The organism is Aquabacterium sp. A3, assembly GCF_038069945.1.
Lineage (GTDB): Bacteria > Pseudomonadota > Gammaproteobacteria > Burkholderiales > Burkholderiaceae_C > Aquabacterium.
Genome location: NZ_JBBPEV010000003.1, coordinates 294959 through 310757, shown reverse-complemented (window position 1 = coordinate 310757; position 15799 = coordinate 294959). Strand labels below are relative to the sequence as shown.

14 protein-coding genes and 1 tRNA gene are annotated in these 15799 nt (G+C 64.0%); 3 read left to right on the top strand and 12 right to left on the bottom strand.

What is annotated here, in order from left to right:
• Nucleotides 1-377: 377 nt before the first annotated feature.
• From WNB94_RS13095 to hrcA, 4 genes are all read right to left on the bottom strand, one after another.
• Nucleotides 378-454: transfer RNA gene (locus WNB94_RS13095), tRNA-Ile, on the bottom strand.
• A complete protein-coding gene (locus WNB94_RS17200) occupies nt 416-1345 on the bottom strand; it encodes a LysR family transcriptional regulator (RefSeq protein WP_445819073.1) in 930 nt (309 codons plus the stop codon). Before WNB94_RS17200 ends, WNB94_RS13095 begins: the two co-directional genes overlap by 39 nt.
• Before the next feature lie 11 nt (nt 1346-1356).
• Complete coding sequence (locus WNB94_RS13090) at nt 1357-2361, bottom strand: MBL fold metallo-hydrolase (protein ID WP_341390847.1); 1005 nt, start codon at nt 2359-2361, stop codon at nt 1357-1359.
• Nucleotides 2362-2527: 166 nt separating this feature from the next.
• Nucleotides 2528-3544, bottom strand: a complete 1017-nt coding sequence (gene hrcA, locus WNB94_RS13085; protein WP_341390846.1) for a heat-inducible transcriptional repressor HrcA — start codon at nt 3542-3544, stop codon at nt 2528-2530.
• A 102-nt stretch (nt 3545-3646) separates the two neighbouring features.
• Between hrcA and WNB94_RS13080 the strand changes: the two genes are divergently transcribed.
• From WNB94_RS13080 to rapZ, 3 genes are read left to right on the top strand one after another with little or no spacing between them, the layout of a single operon-like run.
• Entirely contained in the window at nt 3647-4549 is a 903-nt protein-coding gene (locus WNB94_RS13080) for an NAD kinase (protein ID WP_341390845.1), read from the top strand.
• Nucleotide 4550: 1 nt separating this feature from the next.
• Nucleotides 4551-6236, top strand: a complete 1686-nt coding sequence (gene recN, locus WNB94_RS13075; RefSeq protein WP_341390844.1) for a DNA repair protein RecN — start codon at nt 4551-4553, stop codon at nt 6234-6236.
• A complete protein-coding gene (gene rapZ / locus WNB94_RS13070; protein WP_341390843.1) occupies nt 6233-7174 on the top strand; it encodes an RNase adapter RapZ in 942 nt (313 codons plus the stop codon). The genes recN and rapZ overlap by 4 nt, the downstream gene beginning before the upstream one ends.
• 23 nt (nt 7175-7197) lie before the next feature.
• Here the strand turns inward: rapZ and WNB94_RS13065 are convergent, their stop codons facing one another.
• The 8 genes from WNB94_RS13065 to WNB94_RS13030 all read right to left on the bottom strand — a co-directional run bounded on the left by WNB94_RS13065 (nt 7198) and on the right by WNB94_RS13030 (nt 15642).
• Nucleotides 7198-8124: an SDR family oxidoreductase gene (locus WNB94_RS13065; RefSeq protein ID WP_341390842.1), complete on the bottom strand. Its 927-nt coding sequence runs from the start codon at nt 8122-8124 to the stop codon at nt 7198-7200.
• Nucleotides 8125-8145: 21 nt separating this feature from the next.
• On the bottom strand, nt 8146-9174 hold the full coding sequence (locus WNB94_RS13060) for an NADP-dependent oxidoreductase (protein ID WP_341390841.1): 1029 nt from the start codon (nt 9172-9174) through the stop codon (nt 8146-8148).
• Nucleotides 9175-9213: 39 nt separating this feature from the next.
• Nucleotides 9214-9678 (bottom strand): PaaI family thioesterase, encoded by a 465-nt coding sequence (locus tag WNB94_RS13055; protein ID WP_341390840.1) that lies wholly within the window; start codon nt 9676-9678, stop codon nt 9214-9216.
• Between the two features lie 15 nt (nt 9679-9693).
• Nucleotides 9694-10491: an SDR family oxidoreductase gene (locus WNB94_RS13050; protein WP_341390839.1), complete on the bottom strand. Its 798-nt coding sequence runs from the start codon at nt 10489-10491 to the stop codon at nt 9694-9696.
• Nucleotides 10492-10511: 20 nt separating this feature from the next.
• Complete coding sequence (locus WNB94_RS13045) at nt 10512-10793, bottom strand: Dabb family protein (protein WP_341390838.1); 282 nt, start codon at nt 10791-10793, stop codon at nt 10512-10514.
• Between the two features lie 10 nt (nt 10794-10803).
• Nucleotides 10804-12678, bottom strand: coding sequence for an acyl-CoA dehydrogenase (locus tag WNB94_RS13040; RefSeq protein WP_341390837.1), 1875 nt, complete (start codon nt 12676-12678; stop codon nt 10804-10806).
• Nucleotides 12679-12747: 69 nt separating this feature from the next.
• Complete coding sequence (locus WNB94_RS13035; RefSeq protein ID WP_341390836.1) at nt 12748-13527, bottom strand: crotonase/enoyl-CoA hydratase family protein; 780 nt, start codon at nt 13525-13527, stop codon at nt 12748-12750.
• Between the two features lie 18 nt (nt 13528-13545).
• Nucleotides 13546-15642 (bottom strand): 3-hydroxyacyl-CoA dehydrogenase NAD-binding domain-containing protein, encoded by a 2097-nt coding sequence (locus WNB94_RS13030; protein ID WP_341390835.1) that lies wholly within the window; start codon nt 15640-15642, stop codon nt 13546-13548.
• Nucleotides 15643-15799: the final 157 nt, after the last annotated feature.

Below are 15799 nucleotides of genomic sequence, written 5' to 3'. Positions count from 1 at the left end.
CCAGGATCAAACTCTTCAGTTCAATCTCTGTTTAAAAACTCACTCACATTCGGAATTGATCAGAAAACTCACTCTTTCAAGCAATCTTTCTTTTCGTCTTCCGTGAGTATTTGAGTCGCTTATCGCCACCCAAACACCCACGCTTATCGGCTGTTAATTTTTAAAGAACGTTGCCAACAACCGTTGTTGTCAGCAGCAAAGAACGAAATTCTATACCGTTTTTTGCTCTGTTGTCAAGCTTCACAAAATTTTTTGTTTGCCGACTACATTCGCTTGCCTGGCTGCCTGACCGGTTGGTTGAGCGCCTCGGCGATTGCGAGGGCGCAAGTTTAACCACAATTGCAGCACCCTGTTGGGCACTGTGTCTTTGTGGCAACTGGTAGGCCGTGTTGGACTTGAACCAACGACCAAAGGATTATGAGTCCTCTGCTCTAACCGACTGAGCTAACGGCCCACGCGCGACGGCATTGTAGGGGCGCACGTGGTCAGGCCGCTGATCTTGTCCAAAGTTGATGGCCGCCACATGACTCAACAACAGAGGCAGCATGTCGCTCACAGAGGGGCTGAGCGGAGACAGGCCCACCACACGGTGCGTCAATCGAAGTTCGGCGACGTCGTCACGGTAGATGAGATCGTTGCGCCGGGGTTGCGGGCCAACGGGGGCCACCGTGATGCCCAAGCCTGAGGCGACCAGTTCAAGCGCCCACTCTTCTGAGTCCACGCGGGCGACGACCTTGGGGCGAACGCCAGACAGGGCCAGTTGATGGTGCCAGATGGTCGCGCGTTCGCACTGAACGCGCTCGATGAGGGGTTGATCCGTCAAGTGCTGCAAAGACAGGTGCGCCTGCGCTTGCAAGGCGTGGTTGGTGGGCAACAAGAGCATGTACTGCTCGGGCCACAAGGGCGTGAACGGGTGAGCCGGCGAGGCACAGTCCTGCGTGGTCAGGCTGGCGTCGGCGTCCTCCGGCTCTCCGACCAGGGTCAGGGTCACCTCAGGCGAGATGGAGAGCCATCGCTGAACGAATGTGCGCACGAGCCCGGCGGACAGGGTGCGGTGCACATGCAAGCGCAGCTCACGGGGCCCGCAGGCGCGTTGGCGAAACGACGCCGTCAGTCGATCGGCGTCTGCCAGCAGCGCACGCGCTTGACGATGAAGGTTGACGCCGTCGGGGCTGGGCGACAGCCCCCGCGCATGGCGTTCAAACAGTCGACAGCCCAGGTCTTGCTCAAGCTGGGCAATGGCCGCAGAAATGACCGACTGACTGACATGGCATCGTTGCGCAGCCAGTGTGGTGCTGCCGGTTTCAAACGTGGCGCAGAAATAGCGCAGCTGTTTGAGGTTCATGCGAGGGCGACTCAATCGGCGAACTGCGGGAACCGAGGCAGTGTCTCGTACACGCGTTCATCGTGTGCAGGCACGACCTTCAGTGCTGGAAATCTGCGGGCAATCTGGTGAAGATGAACGATGGCCTGCTGGTTTTGAGGCTCGCTGTGGTCAAGGCGCAGCACTTGTCGCAACAACCAGGAGCGGTCGGCTGGGCGCTGGATGCCTTCCAGTGTCCAGGTGGTGTCGGCCGTGAACAGGTAGCGCTGGCCAGATGGCAGGGTCAACAACATGCCCACCTGTCCTGCAGTGTGCCCTGGCAGGGGCAGAAGGGTCACGCTGCCGTCGCCATAGACGTCGTGACTCTGATCAAAGCCCAACACCGGCGGATGAGTGAACTCAAGGTTCAGCCAGTGCTGAACGCCCTGGAACTGGGTTGCCAGGAACGCCGGCGGCCGCCCCTGGGCTGCTGTTTGTCGCTCGCGCAGCGGGGTCCAGACGGGTGTGGCCGGGAAGTCCTGGAGGCCGCCGATGTGATCCCAATGCATGTGGGAGGGCACGATCCACCGCAGCGGAAGGTCGGCCATGCCCTGTTGGGTCAACTGCGTTTTGACCGGTGTGTACATGGTGTAGGCGAACAGTTGCTGGTGCCACCATGTGTTTTCGGCAAAGTGCTCCGCATGGCGGAGCCCAAGGCCCGTGTCGAACAACAGATTGCCTTTGGGGTGGCGAATGAGCACCGCGAACTGAACCGGGCGCCGGGGCGTGAACCAGGAGCCGCCGGCAACGATGAGGCCCTCAGGCGCACCCGCGGATTGAGCCGTCAGGAAGGTGGTGAATGAGAGTCCGGCGGGCGGTTGGGCGTCAGGCAGCGCCAAGGCATCCCACCGGGATTGATCGGACGGGATGTCCAGCGGATGGTCATGTCGAATGACCAGCGCGGTCATGACCAGCACGGTGAGCGCCAACAGGCCAAGCATAGAGAGCAGCGCGCGACGGACGAACGAGGTGCGCTGGAACGTGGAGGAAGAACTCATGGCAAGCGGATGAGATCGGACAACCAAGGTGCACCAGGCACCGACACCCCCAAGGCTAGCGGCGCCGGATGAATTTGGCAAACAGATTAATTGGCCATTACGGATCTGAAAAACAGATCGCTTGATGTGTGTTGCACCTTCTCGCGCCTGGGCGCTGAATGCGCGATCAGTTCTGGCTCAAGGCGTTGGAGACAAGACGAGACGTGATGTCGACGATCTCGATCATGCGGTCGTAAGCCATGCGGGTGGGGCCGATGACGCCGAGCGTGCCGACGATCTGGCCATTGACCTGGTAGGGCGCGGACACGACTGAGAGCTCTTCAAAGGGGACGACCTGGCTTTCTCCGCCGATGTAGATTTGCACCCCCTCCGCTTGGCTGGAGGTGTCCAGGAGCCGCATGAGTTGGGTTTTCTGCTCAAAAAGATCGAACAGGCGACGCAAGGATCCCAAATCGTTGGAGAAATCCTGGACGGTCAGGAGGTTGCGCTCGCCGGCGACCACCAACTGATCGGTGTTGTCTGCGAGCACGTCATCTCCAGCCTGTACTGCGGCCTGCATGAGGCTGGCGATTTCGGTGCGGAGTTGGTCGACCTCTCGCTTGAGCCTCTCGCGCATGGCCTCGATGGACAAGCCCGAGTAGTGGGCGTTGAGCATGTTGCTGGCCTCGATGAGTTCGGCCTGCGTGTGGTCTCTGGCAGTGAAAACCACCCGATTCTGGACGTCGCCGTCTGGCGCCACCAGGATGACGAGGATGCGTCGCTCGCCCAGCCGGAGAAATTCGATGTGCCGGAACACGGACGGCTTTCGGGGCGCGGTGACAACACCGACGAAATGCGAGAGGCTGGACAGCATGTGTGCCGCATTGGCAATGACACGCTGGGGCTGGTCTGGCAACAAGGCGTCCGGCGGCATGGCCCGCTCTTCGGGGGACAAGGGGCGCGCCGTCAACATGGTGTCGACAAAAAGCCGGTACCCGCGTGCGGTGGGCACCCGCCCCGCAGAGGTGTGCGGACTGGCGATCAGCCCGAGCTCTTCGAGGTCGGCCATGACGTTGCGGATGGTGGCGGCCGACAGGTCCAGTCCAGAGGCCCGGGACAGGGTTCGAGAACCGACGGGTTGCCCGTCTGCGATGTATCGCTCGACTAGGGTTCTCAGGAGGTGCTTGGCACGGTCATCCAGCATGGCCTCTGCATTTTATGGCACGCGCTGCGGCCGTGAATCACCTCTTTCAGGTGACCGCCATCAGGCGCCCGAAATCAAGGGCGCTGTGGTGTAATCGTGCGCATGCCAACGCTGCCCAACTGCCGCTTCCAACATGCTGCCCTGGTGGGCAAATACCATGCTCGGGGAATCAGACCCGTGCTTGAAGACGTGGCCCATTTGTTGGCTCGCTCGGGACTGGATGTCAGCCTGGAGAGCGAGACGGCGCTGGCGACGGGCATGTCGGACTACCCGGCGCTGTCGTTGGCCGACATCGGACGGCAATGCGATGTGGCGGTGGTCGTTGGAGGTGACGGCACGATGCTGGCCATCGCACGCGAGCTGGCCCGTTATGACGTGCCCTTGATTGGCGTGAACCAGGGGCGCCTGGGCTTCATCACTGACATACAGCTTAAAGACGTGCCCAGCGCGCTGCCCCAGATCCTGTCAGGTCGCTATGAGCGCGAAGAGCGCGCCATGCTGGAAGGCGCTGTCGTTCGCCCCCTGAAGGACGGGGGCTTCGAGACCATCTATGAAGGGCATGCCATCAACGAAGTGGTGGTGAGCCGGGGCGCGACCGCCAGCATGGTGGAGCTGCGCGCAGAAGTCGACGGCCAGTTCATCGCGAATTACCGGGCTGACGGCTTGATCGTGTCGTCGCCGACGGGGTCGACGGCTTACGCCCTGTCTGCGGGCGGGCCGATTCTGCATCCGGGGCTGTGCGGCTGGGTGGTGGTGCCGATTGCCTCCCACACGCTGTCCAACCGACCCATCGTGGTGTCGGACGCCGGAACCATCACCATTGAAATCGTGGCGGGCAAGGACGCCAGCATGAACTTCGACATGCAGTCGCTGGCCAGCCTGATGCATGGAGACCGGGTGACGGTGCGTCGGTCGGCGCACAAGGTGACTTTCTTGCATCCACAGGGCTGGAACTACTACGCGACCCTGCGTCGCAAACTGCGCTGGAATGAAGGAGTGACGTGACATGGCTGCACTGCGGCGGCTGACCTTGCGTGATTTCGTCATCGTCGACGAGCTGGAGGTGGAGCTCAATGAAGGCTTCACCGTGCTGACGGGCGAAACGGGGGCTGGCAAATCCATCTTGATCGATGCACTTCAGTTGGCCCTGGGAAACCGGGCGGATGCTTCCGTGGTACGGGAGGGCTGCACCAAGGCAGACATCACCGCGGAATTCGATCTGGTGCCGGCGCAGCACGGCGCCTTGGCGGCATGGCTGGAAGCCAGCGGCCTGGAAGCCAATGAGCCAGACGCAACGCTGATGCTGCGCAGGGTGATCGATGCCCAGGGCAAGAGTCGCGCATGGGTCAACGGGCGCCCCGCGACCGTGACGCAACTGCGGGAGTTGGCGCCGTGGCTGGTGGACATCCACGGTCAGCATGCCTGGCAAAGCCTGACCCGACCCGAGGCGGTCAGGCAACTGCTGGATGCGCATGCGGGCGTGGACGCAACCGCCTTGGCCCAGACGTGGCAGTCACGCAAACAGGCGCAACAGGCGCTGGCGGACGCACGAGCCCGGCAAGCGTCACTGGACCAGGAGCGAGAGCGTTTGCAATGGCAGATCGCTGAGCTGAGCAAACTCAACCCGGCCCCGCAAGAATGGGATGCCCTGAATGAAGAACATGGCCTTCTGAGTCATGGTCAGGCCATTCTGGACGCCACCCGCCAGGCGCTGGAAGCGGTCTCGGAGGCCGACGACAGCGCCGATGAACGACTGGGGCAAGCTGTGGAGCAGTTGCAGGGCGTGGCCCACCTGCTTCCGGCCTTGAGCGATGCCATAGGGGTGCTGAGAGATGCCCAGGCCCACATACAGGATGCTGCGCGAGACCTCAAAGGTGTGCTGAGCCACACGGAACTGGATCCGTCGCGCCTGGCCGAGTTGGACGCCAGGCTGTCAGAGTGGCTGGGGCAGGCGAGAAGGCACCGTCGGCAACCGGCCGAGCTGCCTGCGTTGCTGGACAGCTGGAAGCAAGAACTCGCGGTGCTGGATGCGGCCACCGACCTGGATGCGCTGGAGCGACAAGCCGCACACGCACATCAGGCATGGCTGACGCAAGCGCAGTCGGCCTCTCAACAGCGGCGGCGGGCAGCACCTCGCTTGTCAGAGGCGGTGAGTGCCGCCATGCAGGAACTGGGCATGGCAGGCGGCCGTTTTGAAGTGGCATTGACGCCTCAGGATGACCCGCACCCCGGGGGGCTGGAATCGGTGGAGTTTCGCGTGGCAGGACACGCCGGCAGCACGCCCAAGCCCTTGGGCAAGGTCGCGTCGGGCGGTGAGCTCTCCCGCTTGGCGCTGGCCATTGCCGTGACCACCAGCCAAAGCCGACAGCCGACCGCAGCGGCCAACGGCATCACGCTGATCTTTGACGAGATCGACTCTGGCGTGGGGGGGCAAGTGGCCGACACCGTGGGCCGCCTCATGCAGCGATTGGGTGAACACCATCAGGTGATGGCCGTGACCCACCTGGCGCAGGTGGCCGCTTGCGCCCATCACCACCTGGTGGTGAGCAAGCGACTGCGCGAAGGACAGACGCTCAGCGACATCCGGCCAGTCGATGGCGACACCCGGGTCGCCGAGCTGGCGCGCATGCTGGGTGGACCGGGCTCCGACACCAGTCTGGCCCATGCCAAAGCCATGCTGGAGGCTGCATGACGACAACCCTGGACATCGTGTTGTTGAGCGGCATTTCGGGCTCAGGCAAATCGGTGGCGCTCAATGCCCTCGAAGACGCGGGGTACTTTTGCGTCGACAACCTGCCGCCAGAGTTGCTCAGGGGCATGATCGATCTGGAAGTGACCCGACCCAAGGCCTTGCAACGTCGGGTGGCAGTGTCGGTCGACGTGCGCAGCGTGGACTCGCTGCCAGACCTGATGCCGGTGCTGAGCGCGCTGGGCTCAGAGGGCCATCAGGTACGTGCCATCTTCCTGGACGCCAGCACCGAAGCACTGATTCGACGTTTTTCAGAAACGCGCCGACCCCACCCTCTGTCGCAGTGGCGACAACAACGCCAGAGCGCAGCCGAACGCGCCACCGACAGCACGCCGTCAGGCCCGCAACAGGACTGGTCCCAGGTCGAACAAGCCCTGATGGAGACCATCAACGAAGAGCGTGAGTTGCTGGCCCCGCTGAGGGATCGATCGACGGTGATCGACACCAGCCTGCTGCGCCCGGCGCAACTGCGCACCTGGATGCGAAACATCGTGCAAGCCTCGCCGTCCCGGTTGACGCTGGTGTTCGAGTCTTTCGCGTTCAAGCACGGTGTGCCCATGGACGCCGACTTTGTGTTCGACGTGCGCATGCTGCCCAACCCCTTCTACCTGAAGGAGTTGAAGCCTTTGACGGGACGTGATGCGCCCGTGATCGACTACCTGGCTGCACAGCCAGAGTCGGCCGAACTGATCGCGCAGATCGAGGCATTTTTACTTCGCTGGCTGCCCACGCTGGAAGGTGATCAGCGCAGCTACGTGACCGTTGCCTTGGGCTGCACCGGGGGGCAGCATCGCTCGGTTTACTGCGTGGAGCAGTTGGTCAAGCGATTCGCAGGACGCGGCAGCGTGTTGTCACGCCACCGCGAACTGGACGCCCGCTGACGGGCAGCGGGCCCCGCCCCGCGTCAGCGCTGAGAGGCTTCCTTCAAGGCCTGACGCAGACGATCACCGATCTCCGGCTTGCCGGCAAACGGATCGGTGGGGTTGCGGGCCTGCAGGATGTCTTCCATGCGCGTCTGGACCGAGCCCATCGCATTGGGGTGGGTGAAGATGTAGAAGCTGCCTCGCTCCACACCGTCATAGATCATGGCCGCTGTCTGTGCCGCGGTGACCTTGCCGGAGGTGACCGCCTTGGTGCTCATGGCCTGCGCAATCAACTGGCTGGGGGTGGGCTTGCCTTCGCTGCGCAGCTCTCTGGGGCGATTGCGGTCTGACAGGTGCAATCCGGTCGGGACAAAATAGGGGCACAACACCGACGCGTGCACCTGGTCGGTGACGAGCGACAGATCCTGGTAGAGGGTTTCTGACAGGCTGACCACCGCGTGCTTGCTGACGTTGTAAGCGCCCATGTTGGGCGAATTCAGCAAACCAGCCATGGACGCCACGTTGACAATGTGGCCCTGGTAGGCGGGGTCTTTTTTGGCGGCACGCAGCATCAGCGGCGTGAAGGTGTGCACGCCGTGAATCACCCCATACAGGTTCACGCCCAGCACCCATTGCCAGTCCCGCATGGAGTGCTCCCAGATCAAGCCGCCATGGGCCACGCCCGCGTTGTTGATGACCAGGTGAGGCACGCCAAATCGCTCAAGACAGAGGTCTGCCAGGGCTTTGACGTCTTCCGGACGTGAAACATCGCCGCGCAGCGCCGCCACCTGGGCCTTTTGCGAGCGCAACTCTTGCACCACGGCATCGAGCGAATCCTGTTGGACGTCCATCAGGACCAGATTGAGGCCCTTTTGGGCGCCGAGTCGCGCCAATTCAAGGCCAAAGCCGCTACCGGCTCCTGTGACGACGACCGTGGTGACACCGGCCTGGAGGGTGAGATGGGACATGGTGGGGGGTTCCAGTGAATCTCAGATCAGTTTGACGAGCTGTTTGCCAAAGTTCTTGCCTTTGAGCAAACCCAGGAAGGCCTCGGGCGCGGCCGCGATGCCTTGCGCCACAGTTTCTTTGAACTTCAGACGGCCTGTGCCCACTAGGGTACCCAATTCCTGGACGGCTTCTGGCCAGACGTCGGGGTGCTCGCTCACGATAAAGCCCTCGACCTTCATTCTGTTGACGAGGATGAGCGCCGGATTCTGCATGGGGGTGGGCTGGCCATCGTAGCCCGCGATCATGCCGCACATGGCCAGGCGGCTGAAGGCGTTCATGCGCAACATGACGGCATCCAGGATCATGCCGCCCACGTTCTCGAAGTAGCCGTCAACCCCCTGCGGCGTGGCCGCCTTGAGCGCCTGATAGAAAGCCTTGGGTTCGGCGTGCTGCTTGTAGTCGATGCAGGCGTCAAAGCCCAGTTCTTCGACCACGTAGCGACATTTGTCCTGGCCACCAGCCACACCGACCACGCGACAACCACGCACCTTGGCCAACTGCCCCACCACGCTGCCCACCGCCCCGCTGGCGGCGCTGACCACCACCGTCTCGCCCGACTTGGGCGTGATGATCTTCATGAGGCCATACCAGGCGGTGACGCCGGGCATGCCCACCGCGCCGAGGTAGGCCGACAGAGGAATGTGCTGCGTATCGACCTTGTGGAGAGCGCCACGCACCGAGGCGTCGACCACGCTGTACTCCTGCCAGCCACCCATGCCCAGCACCTGATCGCCCGGCTGGAATTTGGGGTGACGGCTGTGGAGGACCTCACCCACGGTGCCCCCCAGCATGACGGTATTCAGGGGCTGGGGCTCGGCATAACTGCGGCTGTCGTTCATGCGGCCGCGCATGTAGGGGTCGAGCGACAGGTAGTGATGGCGCACCACCACTTGCCCCTCGGCCAACGCCTCGCTGGCGGGCACGGGCGCTTCGACGAGCTGAAAATTGCTCGGGCTGGCCTCGCCCTGCGGGCGAGACACCAGATGGATCTGACGATTGATGAGGCTCATGAGAGGCGACCTTCTTCCAGAGGGACAGCGCAGGCTGCGTCAGTCGGAGCCAGCACCACCCAAGGGTGATGCCGACAGTGAGTGCGTCTGCCGACCTGAGACCGGCAAGGCGCGGAGGTACTTGAACGTGGCGGTGCCATGGGCGCAGACCTCACCCTTTTCATTGAGCACGCGGCCCTCACAAAATGCCATCGACGCGGTGGCGTGCATCAGCTCGCCAAGGGCTCGGATGCGGCCCAAGCCCGGGCGCATGAAACGTGTGCTCATCTCGATGGTGACCAACCCGGGCTCATCGCCCTGGGCATTGCGACGGTGGCTGCGCGCGGCATGGGCCATGGCCACATCCAGCATGGTCATGAGAAGGCCACCGTGGGCCACGCCAAAGGAGTTGGTGTGCGCTTCGTCCACCGTCAGCGAGATCTCGGCGTGGCCGCTGTCGTGGCGCTCCAGTTGGCAGCCGATTTGCTCAATGAAGGGAATGCGGATGGAAAACGGAATGCTCATGCGCCCCCCCCCCGCTCAGCCACCGATGATGGCGCTGACACCGCCATCGACAGCGAGGACCTGTCCCGTGATGTGCTTGCCCGCCTCTGAGGCGAACAGCAGCGTCACGCCCTTGAGGTCTTCGTCGTCGCCCAGGCGTTGCAAGGGGGCGGCGCTGGCCAGTCGCTCTTCACCCACCGCGGCCAGGGTGCCCGCCGTCATCTTGCTGGGGAAGAAGCCCGGCGCGATGGCGTTGACGCGGATACCCAGGTGGCCCCACTCACCCGCCAGGGCCCGGGTGAAGTTGACGACGGCGCCCTTGCTGGTGTTGTAGGCGATGGTCTGCATGAAGGGGTGGTTGCCCCCCAAGCCGGCGATGGACGCCACGTTGATGATGCGCCCTTGCTTGCGCGGGATCATGCTGGCTTTGGCGATGGCTTGCGACAGCAGGAAGTAGCCGCGCACGTTGAGGTTCATCACCTTGTCCCAGGCCTCGAGCGGGTAGTCGGCGGCCGGCGCGCCCCAGGTGGCGCCCGCGTTGTTGACGAGGATGTCCACATCGCCCACGCGCTCGAGCGTTTCATCGGCCAGGCGCTGAATGTCGTCTGGCTTGCCGGCATCGGCGGCGATCCAGCGCGCATCGATGCCCGCATCCTGCAAGGCCATCACGGCCTGTTCCAGATCAGCCGCCTTGCGCGAGCTGATCACCACCTTGGCACCGGCCTCGCCCAGGGCATGGGCCATCTGCAAGCCCAGGCCGCGCGAGCCACCGGTGATCAGGGCCGTCTTGCCCGTGAGGTCGAAGAGTTGCTGGACGGAGCGGGGAGCGGTCATGGCTTGAGCCTTCTGTGCATTCAGACGAGGTAGTCGAGGACGTGGCGCGTGGCCGCCATCTGGCGGATCCGCGCGACCACGCCCTGGTGATGCGGGTGCGGCACGTAAGCGGCCAGCGCGGCGGCGTCCTCGAAGGTCGAGACGAGCACGACGTCGCAGTTGGCTTCCAGGCCCTCGGCCTTGATACCGACGTCGAATTCGTGCATGCCGGGCACGAGCCCCTTGCAGCTGTCCAGCAGGGCCTTGACCTGGGGTGCGTCGGCCGGGTCGTTGAGGGTCCACATGACGATGTGTCGCAGCATGGTGATCCTTTCAGAACCAGTCGGATTCGGCCTGCGCGCAGGTCAGGTCGCGGCGCGAAACCACGCCCAGCCAGGCATCGATCTTGGGCAGCTCGTAAGCAAAGAAGTAGTCCGTGGCGGCCAGCTTGCCCTTCAGGAAGCCAGGGCCCAGGGGCGAGGCGTCCCACTGCCCTTGCGCTTGCGCGGCCTTGGCGGCGAGGCCCAGCTCCAGCCAGATCCAGGCCAGCACGGTGTGGCCGAAGGCCTGCAGGTAGGGCGTGGCATTGGCCAGGGCCTCTTCGGGCACGCTGGTGGACCAGGCGGCCTTGGTGGTGGCGCCCACCTTCTGCAGGGCTTGCGCCAGGGCGTTCGCGTGCTCGGCCAGGCCGTTGACGTGCCCGGCCTTCTGGATGGTTTCGCTGATGCGCTCGGCCAGCACGCTCAAGGCCTTGCCACCGTTCATCACCACCTTGCGGCCCAGCAGGTCCAGCCCCTGGATGCCATGCGTGCCCTCGTGGATCATGTTGAGGCGGTTGTCACGCCAGTACTGCTCGACGGGGTAGTCGCGCGTATAGCCGTAGCCGCCCAGGATCTGGATGGCCAACGAGTTGGCCTCCTGCGCCCATTCGCTGGGCCAGCTCTTGGCGATGGGGGTGAGCAGCTCCAGCAGCAGGCCGGCCTTCTCGGCCTCTTCGCCGCTGCCGGTGTGCTGGTCGTCCACCAACTGGGCGCACAGCAGGCCCAGGGCCAGGCCGCCTTCGGCGATGGCCTTTTGCATCATCAGCATGCGCTTGACGTCGGTGTGGCCAATGATGGGCACCTGCGGCGCGCTGTGGTCCTTGCCACCGGCGCCCATGTGACGCCCTTGTGGGCGGTCTTTCGCGTACTGCAGCGAGTACTCATAGCCGGCGTAGCCCAGCATGGTCGCGCCCAGGCCCACGCTGATGCGGGCCTCGTTCATGAGCGTGAACATGCACTTCAGGCCCTCGCCTTCCTTGCCGATCAGGTAGCCCACCGCGCCGGCCTCGCCGTTGACGGGGAACTTGCCTTCACCGAAGTTCAGCAGGGTGTTGACGGTGCCGCGGTAGCCGCACTTGTGGTTGAGGCCTGCCAGCGCCACGTCATTGCGCTGGCTGGTGATCGAGCCGTCGGCCTTGACCAGCTTGCGCGGAACGATGAACAGCGAGATGCCCTTGACGCCCGGCACCGGCTTGCCATCGGGCCCTGGGATCTTGGCCAGCACCAGGTGGACGATGTTCTCGCCCATCTCGTGCTCGCCGCCCGATATCCACATCTTGTTGCCCCTCAAGCGATAGCGCTTGCCCAGCGGGTCCTGCGTCCAATCGACACCCGTGCCATCCCCCTTCACGTCGGGCACGGCGCGCGTGGCGATGTCCGACAGGCTCGAGCCGGCCTGCGGCTCGCTCAGGCACATGGTGCCAAAGGTGCGGCCTTCGAAGCCGCCCTTGGCGAACACCTCGATCTGCTTCGGCGTGCCATGCGCCAGGATGGTGTTGGCGTTGCCGCGCGTGAGCATCGGGTACGCGGCGAGCGACACGCTGGCCTTGTAGAAGAAGCTCATCGAAGCGATCTCGACCACGGTGGGCAGTTGCATGCCGCCCAGCTCGACGTCCTTGCTGGCGGCCATCAGGCCGGCCTCGTTGAAGGCCGCCATGGCCACGGGCGTTTCCTTGGGCAGCGTCACGGTGACGCCGTCAAAGGTGGGCTCGTGTTCGTCGGTCAGGCGGTTGATGGGGGCAAATTGTTCGCTGGCGATTTTTTCGCTGAGGTCGAGCACGGCGTCGAAGGTCTCGCGACTGTGCTCGGCGTGTCGCTCACGCTGGCACAGGGCTTCGGCCTTGAGCCAGTCGTGCAGCAGGAAGTCAACGGTGGCGCGGTGGGTCATGGTTCAACTCGGTGAAAGGATGGGAGCGGCAAAGCAACGGCACACGGCCATCGTGCGCCGAGCGGGGCGTCAGCGCCCCACGAAAACGGCGTCGCGCCGTTCGATGAAGGAGCGCACGCCTTCGGCGGCGTCTTCGCTTTGCATCACTGGGTGCAGGTCCTTGAACAGCAACTGGGCGGCCACGGCCTCCCCTTCGTTCCACGCCATGCGGGTGGACTTGAGCACGTTCTGTACGGCCAGCGGCGCAGCTTTGGCGATCTGCTCGGCGATTTCACGGGCCTTGGCAAGCTGCTGTCCTGCGGGCACCACCTCCTGAACGAGGCCCGTGCGCAAGGCCTCTTCGGCGTACCAGAACTCGCCCGTCAGCAGGTAGCGCTGGGCGGCCCCCCACCCCATCTGCCGAGGCAGACGCAGCGTCGCTCCCGCACAAGGAAAGATACCGCGCTTGACCTCCAGCATGGCAAAGCGCGTGTCGTCGGCGGCCACGCGCACCTCGGTGTTGAGCAGGATCTCGACGCCCCAGGTGAAGCAGTTACCCTGCACCGCCATGACGATGGGCTTGCGGTGCCGCTCGCCGAACAGGCCGAACGGATCAACCTCGCCGGCCGGCACCTCGAAGCCCTTGCCATTGCCGAAGATGGGCGCCCACTTGTCCAGCTCGACGCCAGAGGTGAAGTGCTTGCCTTCGCCGTGCAGCAAGGCCACGCGCAGCTCGGGGTTGCGGTTGAGTTCACCCAGCGCACGCGCCAAGTCAAGGTACATCTCAGGCGACAAGGCGTTGTGCTTGTCGGCCCGGTTGACCTTGATCTCCAGGATGTGGCCGTTGACCAGGGTTTCAATGTGCGCCATGGTGGGCTCCTTTGGATGTCAGCCCGTGAAGCCCTTGCCTTCAGCAGCCAGCTTGGCCAGCAGTGGAGCCGGCGTCCAGAACGCAGGATCGCCATTCGGGTTGGCCGCGAAGCCCTTCATCAGCTCGATCACCTTGGGCAGGCCCAGCATGTCGGCGTAGAGCATCGGGCCGCCACGGTAGACCGGGAAGCCATAGCCCGTGAGGTAGACCATGTCGATGTCCGAGGCCTTCGACGCGATGCCTTCTTCAAGGATCAAAGCGCCTTCGTTGACCATGGCCAGCACCAGGCGCTGCACGATCTCGTCGTCGCTGATCTGGCGCGGGGTGCCCCCCTTGTCGGCACGCACCTTGTCGATGCAGGCCTGCACTTCAGCAGAAGGAATCGGATCGCGCTTGCCCACTTCGTAGTCGTACCAGCCCTTGCCGGCCTTCTGACCGAAGCGGCCAAGTTCGCAGATGGCGTCGCCCACGGGGCTGTAGATCACGTCGGGGCGCTCGACGCGGCGGCGCTTGCGGATGGCAAAGCCGATGTCGTTGCCCGCCAGGTCGCCCACGCGGAAGGGGCCCATGGCAAAACCAAAGGCCTCGGCGGCCTTGTCCACCTGCTGCACGGTGGCGCCCTCTTCCACCAGGAAGAAGCTCTGGCGCACGTACTGCTCGAACATGCGGTTGCCGATGAAGCCATCGCACACGCCCGAGACCACGGCCACCTTCTTGATCTTCTTGGCCACGGCCATCACGGTGGCCATCACGTCCTTGGCGGTGTGCTTGCTCCGCACCACTTCGAGCAGGCGCATCACGTTGGCCGGGCTGAAGAAGTGCAGGCCCACCACATCGCCCGGGCGTTTCGTCACCTCGGCGATCTTGTCCACGTCCAGCGTCGAGGTGTTCGAGGCCAGGATGGCGCCCGGTTTCATGATGCTGTCGAGCTTGGTGAAGACCTGCGACTTCACGCCCATGTCTTCGAACACGGCCTCGATGACCATGTCGGCCTGGGCGATGTCGTCGTAGCTCAGCGTGGTGGTGAGCAGGCCCATGCGCTGCTCGTACTTGTCCTGCGCCAGCTTGCCCTTGGCCACCTGCGTTTCGTAGTTCTTGCGGATGGTGCTCACGCCGCGGTCGATGGCTTCTTGCTTCATCTCCAGCAGCTTGACGGGGATACCGGCGTTCAGGAAGCACATGGTGATGCCGCCGCCCATGGTACCGGCGCCGATCACGGCCACCTGCTTGATGTCGCGCAGCGGGGTGTCGGCCGGCACATCGGGGATCTTGCTGGCGGCGCGCTCACCAAAGAACGAATGGCGCAGGGCGCGGGCCTGGTCGCCCGTCACCAGGCCTTCGAAGACCTCGCGCTCGAATTGGATGCCCGCGTCCAGGTCCAGCTTCGTGGCCGCTTCAACGCAGTCCACACAACGCTGCGGGGCGATCAGGTTCTTGCGGGACTTGGCCAGCTCGGCGCGGGCCTTGTTGAATGCGTCGGCATCGGTGGGAGCCGCCACCGTCAGGTCGCGCACGGAGGGCAGCGGGCGGACGCCAGCGACGTCCTTGGCGAAGGCGATGGCCGCGGGCAGCAACTCGCCATCGACCAGCTTGTCAAACAGCTTTTGGCCCGGGGCCGCGGCCAGCTTCTCGGACATCACCGAAGCGCCCGTGGTGATCATCTGCAAGGCGGTGTCCACGCCCAGTACGCGCGGCAAACGCTGCGTGCCGCCCGCGCCCGGCACGATGCCGATGTTGACCTCGGGCAGCGCGATCTGTGTACCCTTGGCGACGACGCGGTAGTGGCAGCCCAGCGCCAGCTCCAGCCCTCCGCCCATGGCCACGCCATGGATGGCGGCCACCACGGGCTTGGCCGAACGCTCGACGGCCTCGATGGTGACGTGCAGGTTGGGCTCGGCGAACGCCTTCGGGCTGCCGAATTCGCGGATGTCCGCGCCACCGCAGAACACCTTGCCAGCGCCAATGATCACCACGGCTTGCACAGCGGCATCGGCCTGGGCCTTCTGGATGCCCTCGACGATGCCGGCGCGTGTGCCTTGTCCCAAACCGTTGACGGGGGGGTTGTCCAGCGAGATGACGGCCACGCCGTCGGTGACTTGGTAGGTAGCGCTCATGGCAATGATGAAATGCGTTCAATGAAGAGACGCAGACGCCCACATCGCCCAAGCCTGAGCAGGATGGCCGGCGGCGCCCGCACGGCTGAGAATCAATTCTGACAAGAAGTCTTGTACAAATTGAACAAGATTCTGACACAGGCCTCGCCTGCATGCA

Excerpts from the sequence above, each read along its gene's own strand:
- WNB94_RS17200 (WP_445819073.1), bottom strand. The coding sequence starts at position 1,345 with ATGAACCTCAAACAGCTGCGCTATTTCTGCGCCACGTTTGAAACCGGC.
- WNB94_RS13090 (WP_341390847.1), bottom strand. The coding sequence starts at position 2,361 with ATGAGTTCTTCCTCCACGTTCCAGCGCACCTCGTTCGTCCGTCGCGCG.
- hrcA (WP_341390846.1), bottom strand. The coding sequence starts at position 3,544 with ATGCTGGATGACCGTGCCAAGCACCTCCTGAGAACCCTAGTCGAGCGA.
- WNB94_RS13080 (WP_341390845.1), top strand. The coding sequence starts at position 3,647 with ATGCCAACGCTGCCCAACTGCCGCTTCCAACATGCTGCCCTGGTGGGC.
- recN (WP_341390844.1), top strand. The coding sequence starts at position 4,551 with ATGGCTGCACTGCGGCGGCTGACCTTGCGTGATTTCGTCATCGTCGAC.
- rapZ (WP_341390843.1), top strand. The coding sequence starts at position 6,233 with ATGACGACAACCCTGGACATCGTGTTGTTGAGCGGCATTTCGGGCTCA.
- WNB94_RS13065 (WP_341390842.1), bottom strand. The coding sequence starts at position 8,124 with ATGTCCCATCTCACCCTCCAGGCCGGTGTCACCACGGTCGTCGTCACA.
- WNB94_RS13060 (WP_341390841.1), bottom strand. The coding sequence starts at position 9,174 with ATGAGCCTCATCAATCGTCAGATCCATCTGGTGTCTCGCCCGCAGGGC.
- WNB94_RS13055 (WP_341390840.1), bottom strand. The coding sequence starts at position 9,678 with ATGAGCATTCCGTTTTCCATCCGCATTCCCTTCATTGAGCAAATCGGC.
- WNB94_RS13050 (WP_341390839.1), bottom strand. The coding sequence starts at position 10,491 with ATGACCGCTCCCCGCTCCGTCCAGCAACTCTTCGACCTCACGGGCAAG.
- WNB94_RS13045 (WP_341390838.1), bottom strand. The coding sequence starts at position 10,793 with ATGCTGCGACACATCGTCATGTGGACCCTCAACGACCCGGCCGACGCA.
- WNB94_RS13040 (WP_341390837.1), bottom strand. The coding sequence starts at position 12,678 with ATGACCCACCGCGCCACCGTTGACTTCCTGCTGCACGACTGGCTCAAG.
- WNB94_RS13035 (WP_341390836.1), bottom strand. The coding sequence starts at position 13,527 with ATGGCGCACATTGAAACCCTGGTCAACGGCCACATCCTGGAGATCAAG.
- WNB94_RS13030 (WP_341390835.1), bottom strand. The coding sequence starts at position 15,642 with ATGAGCGCTACCTACCAAGTCACCGACGGCGTGGCCGTCATCTCGCTG.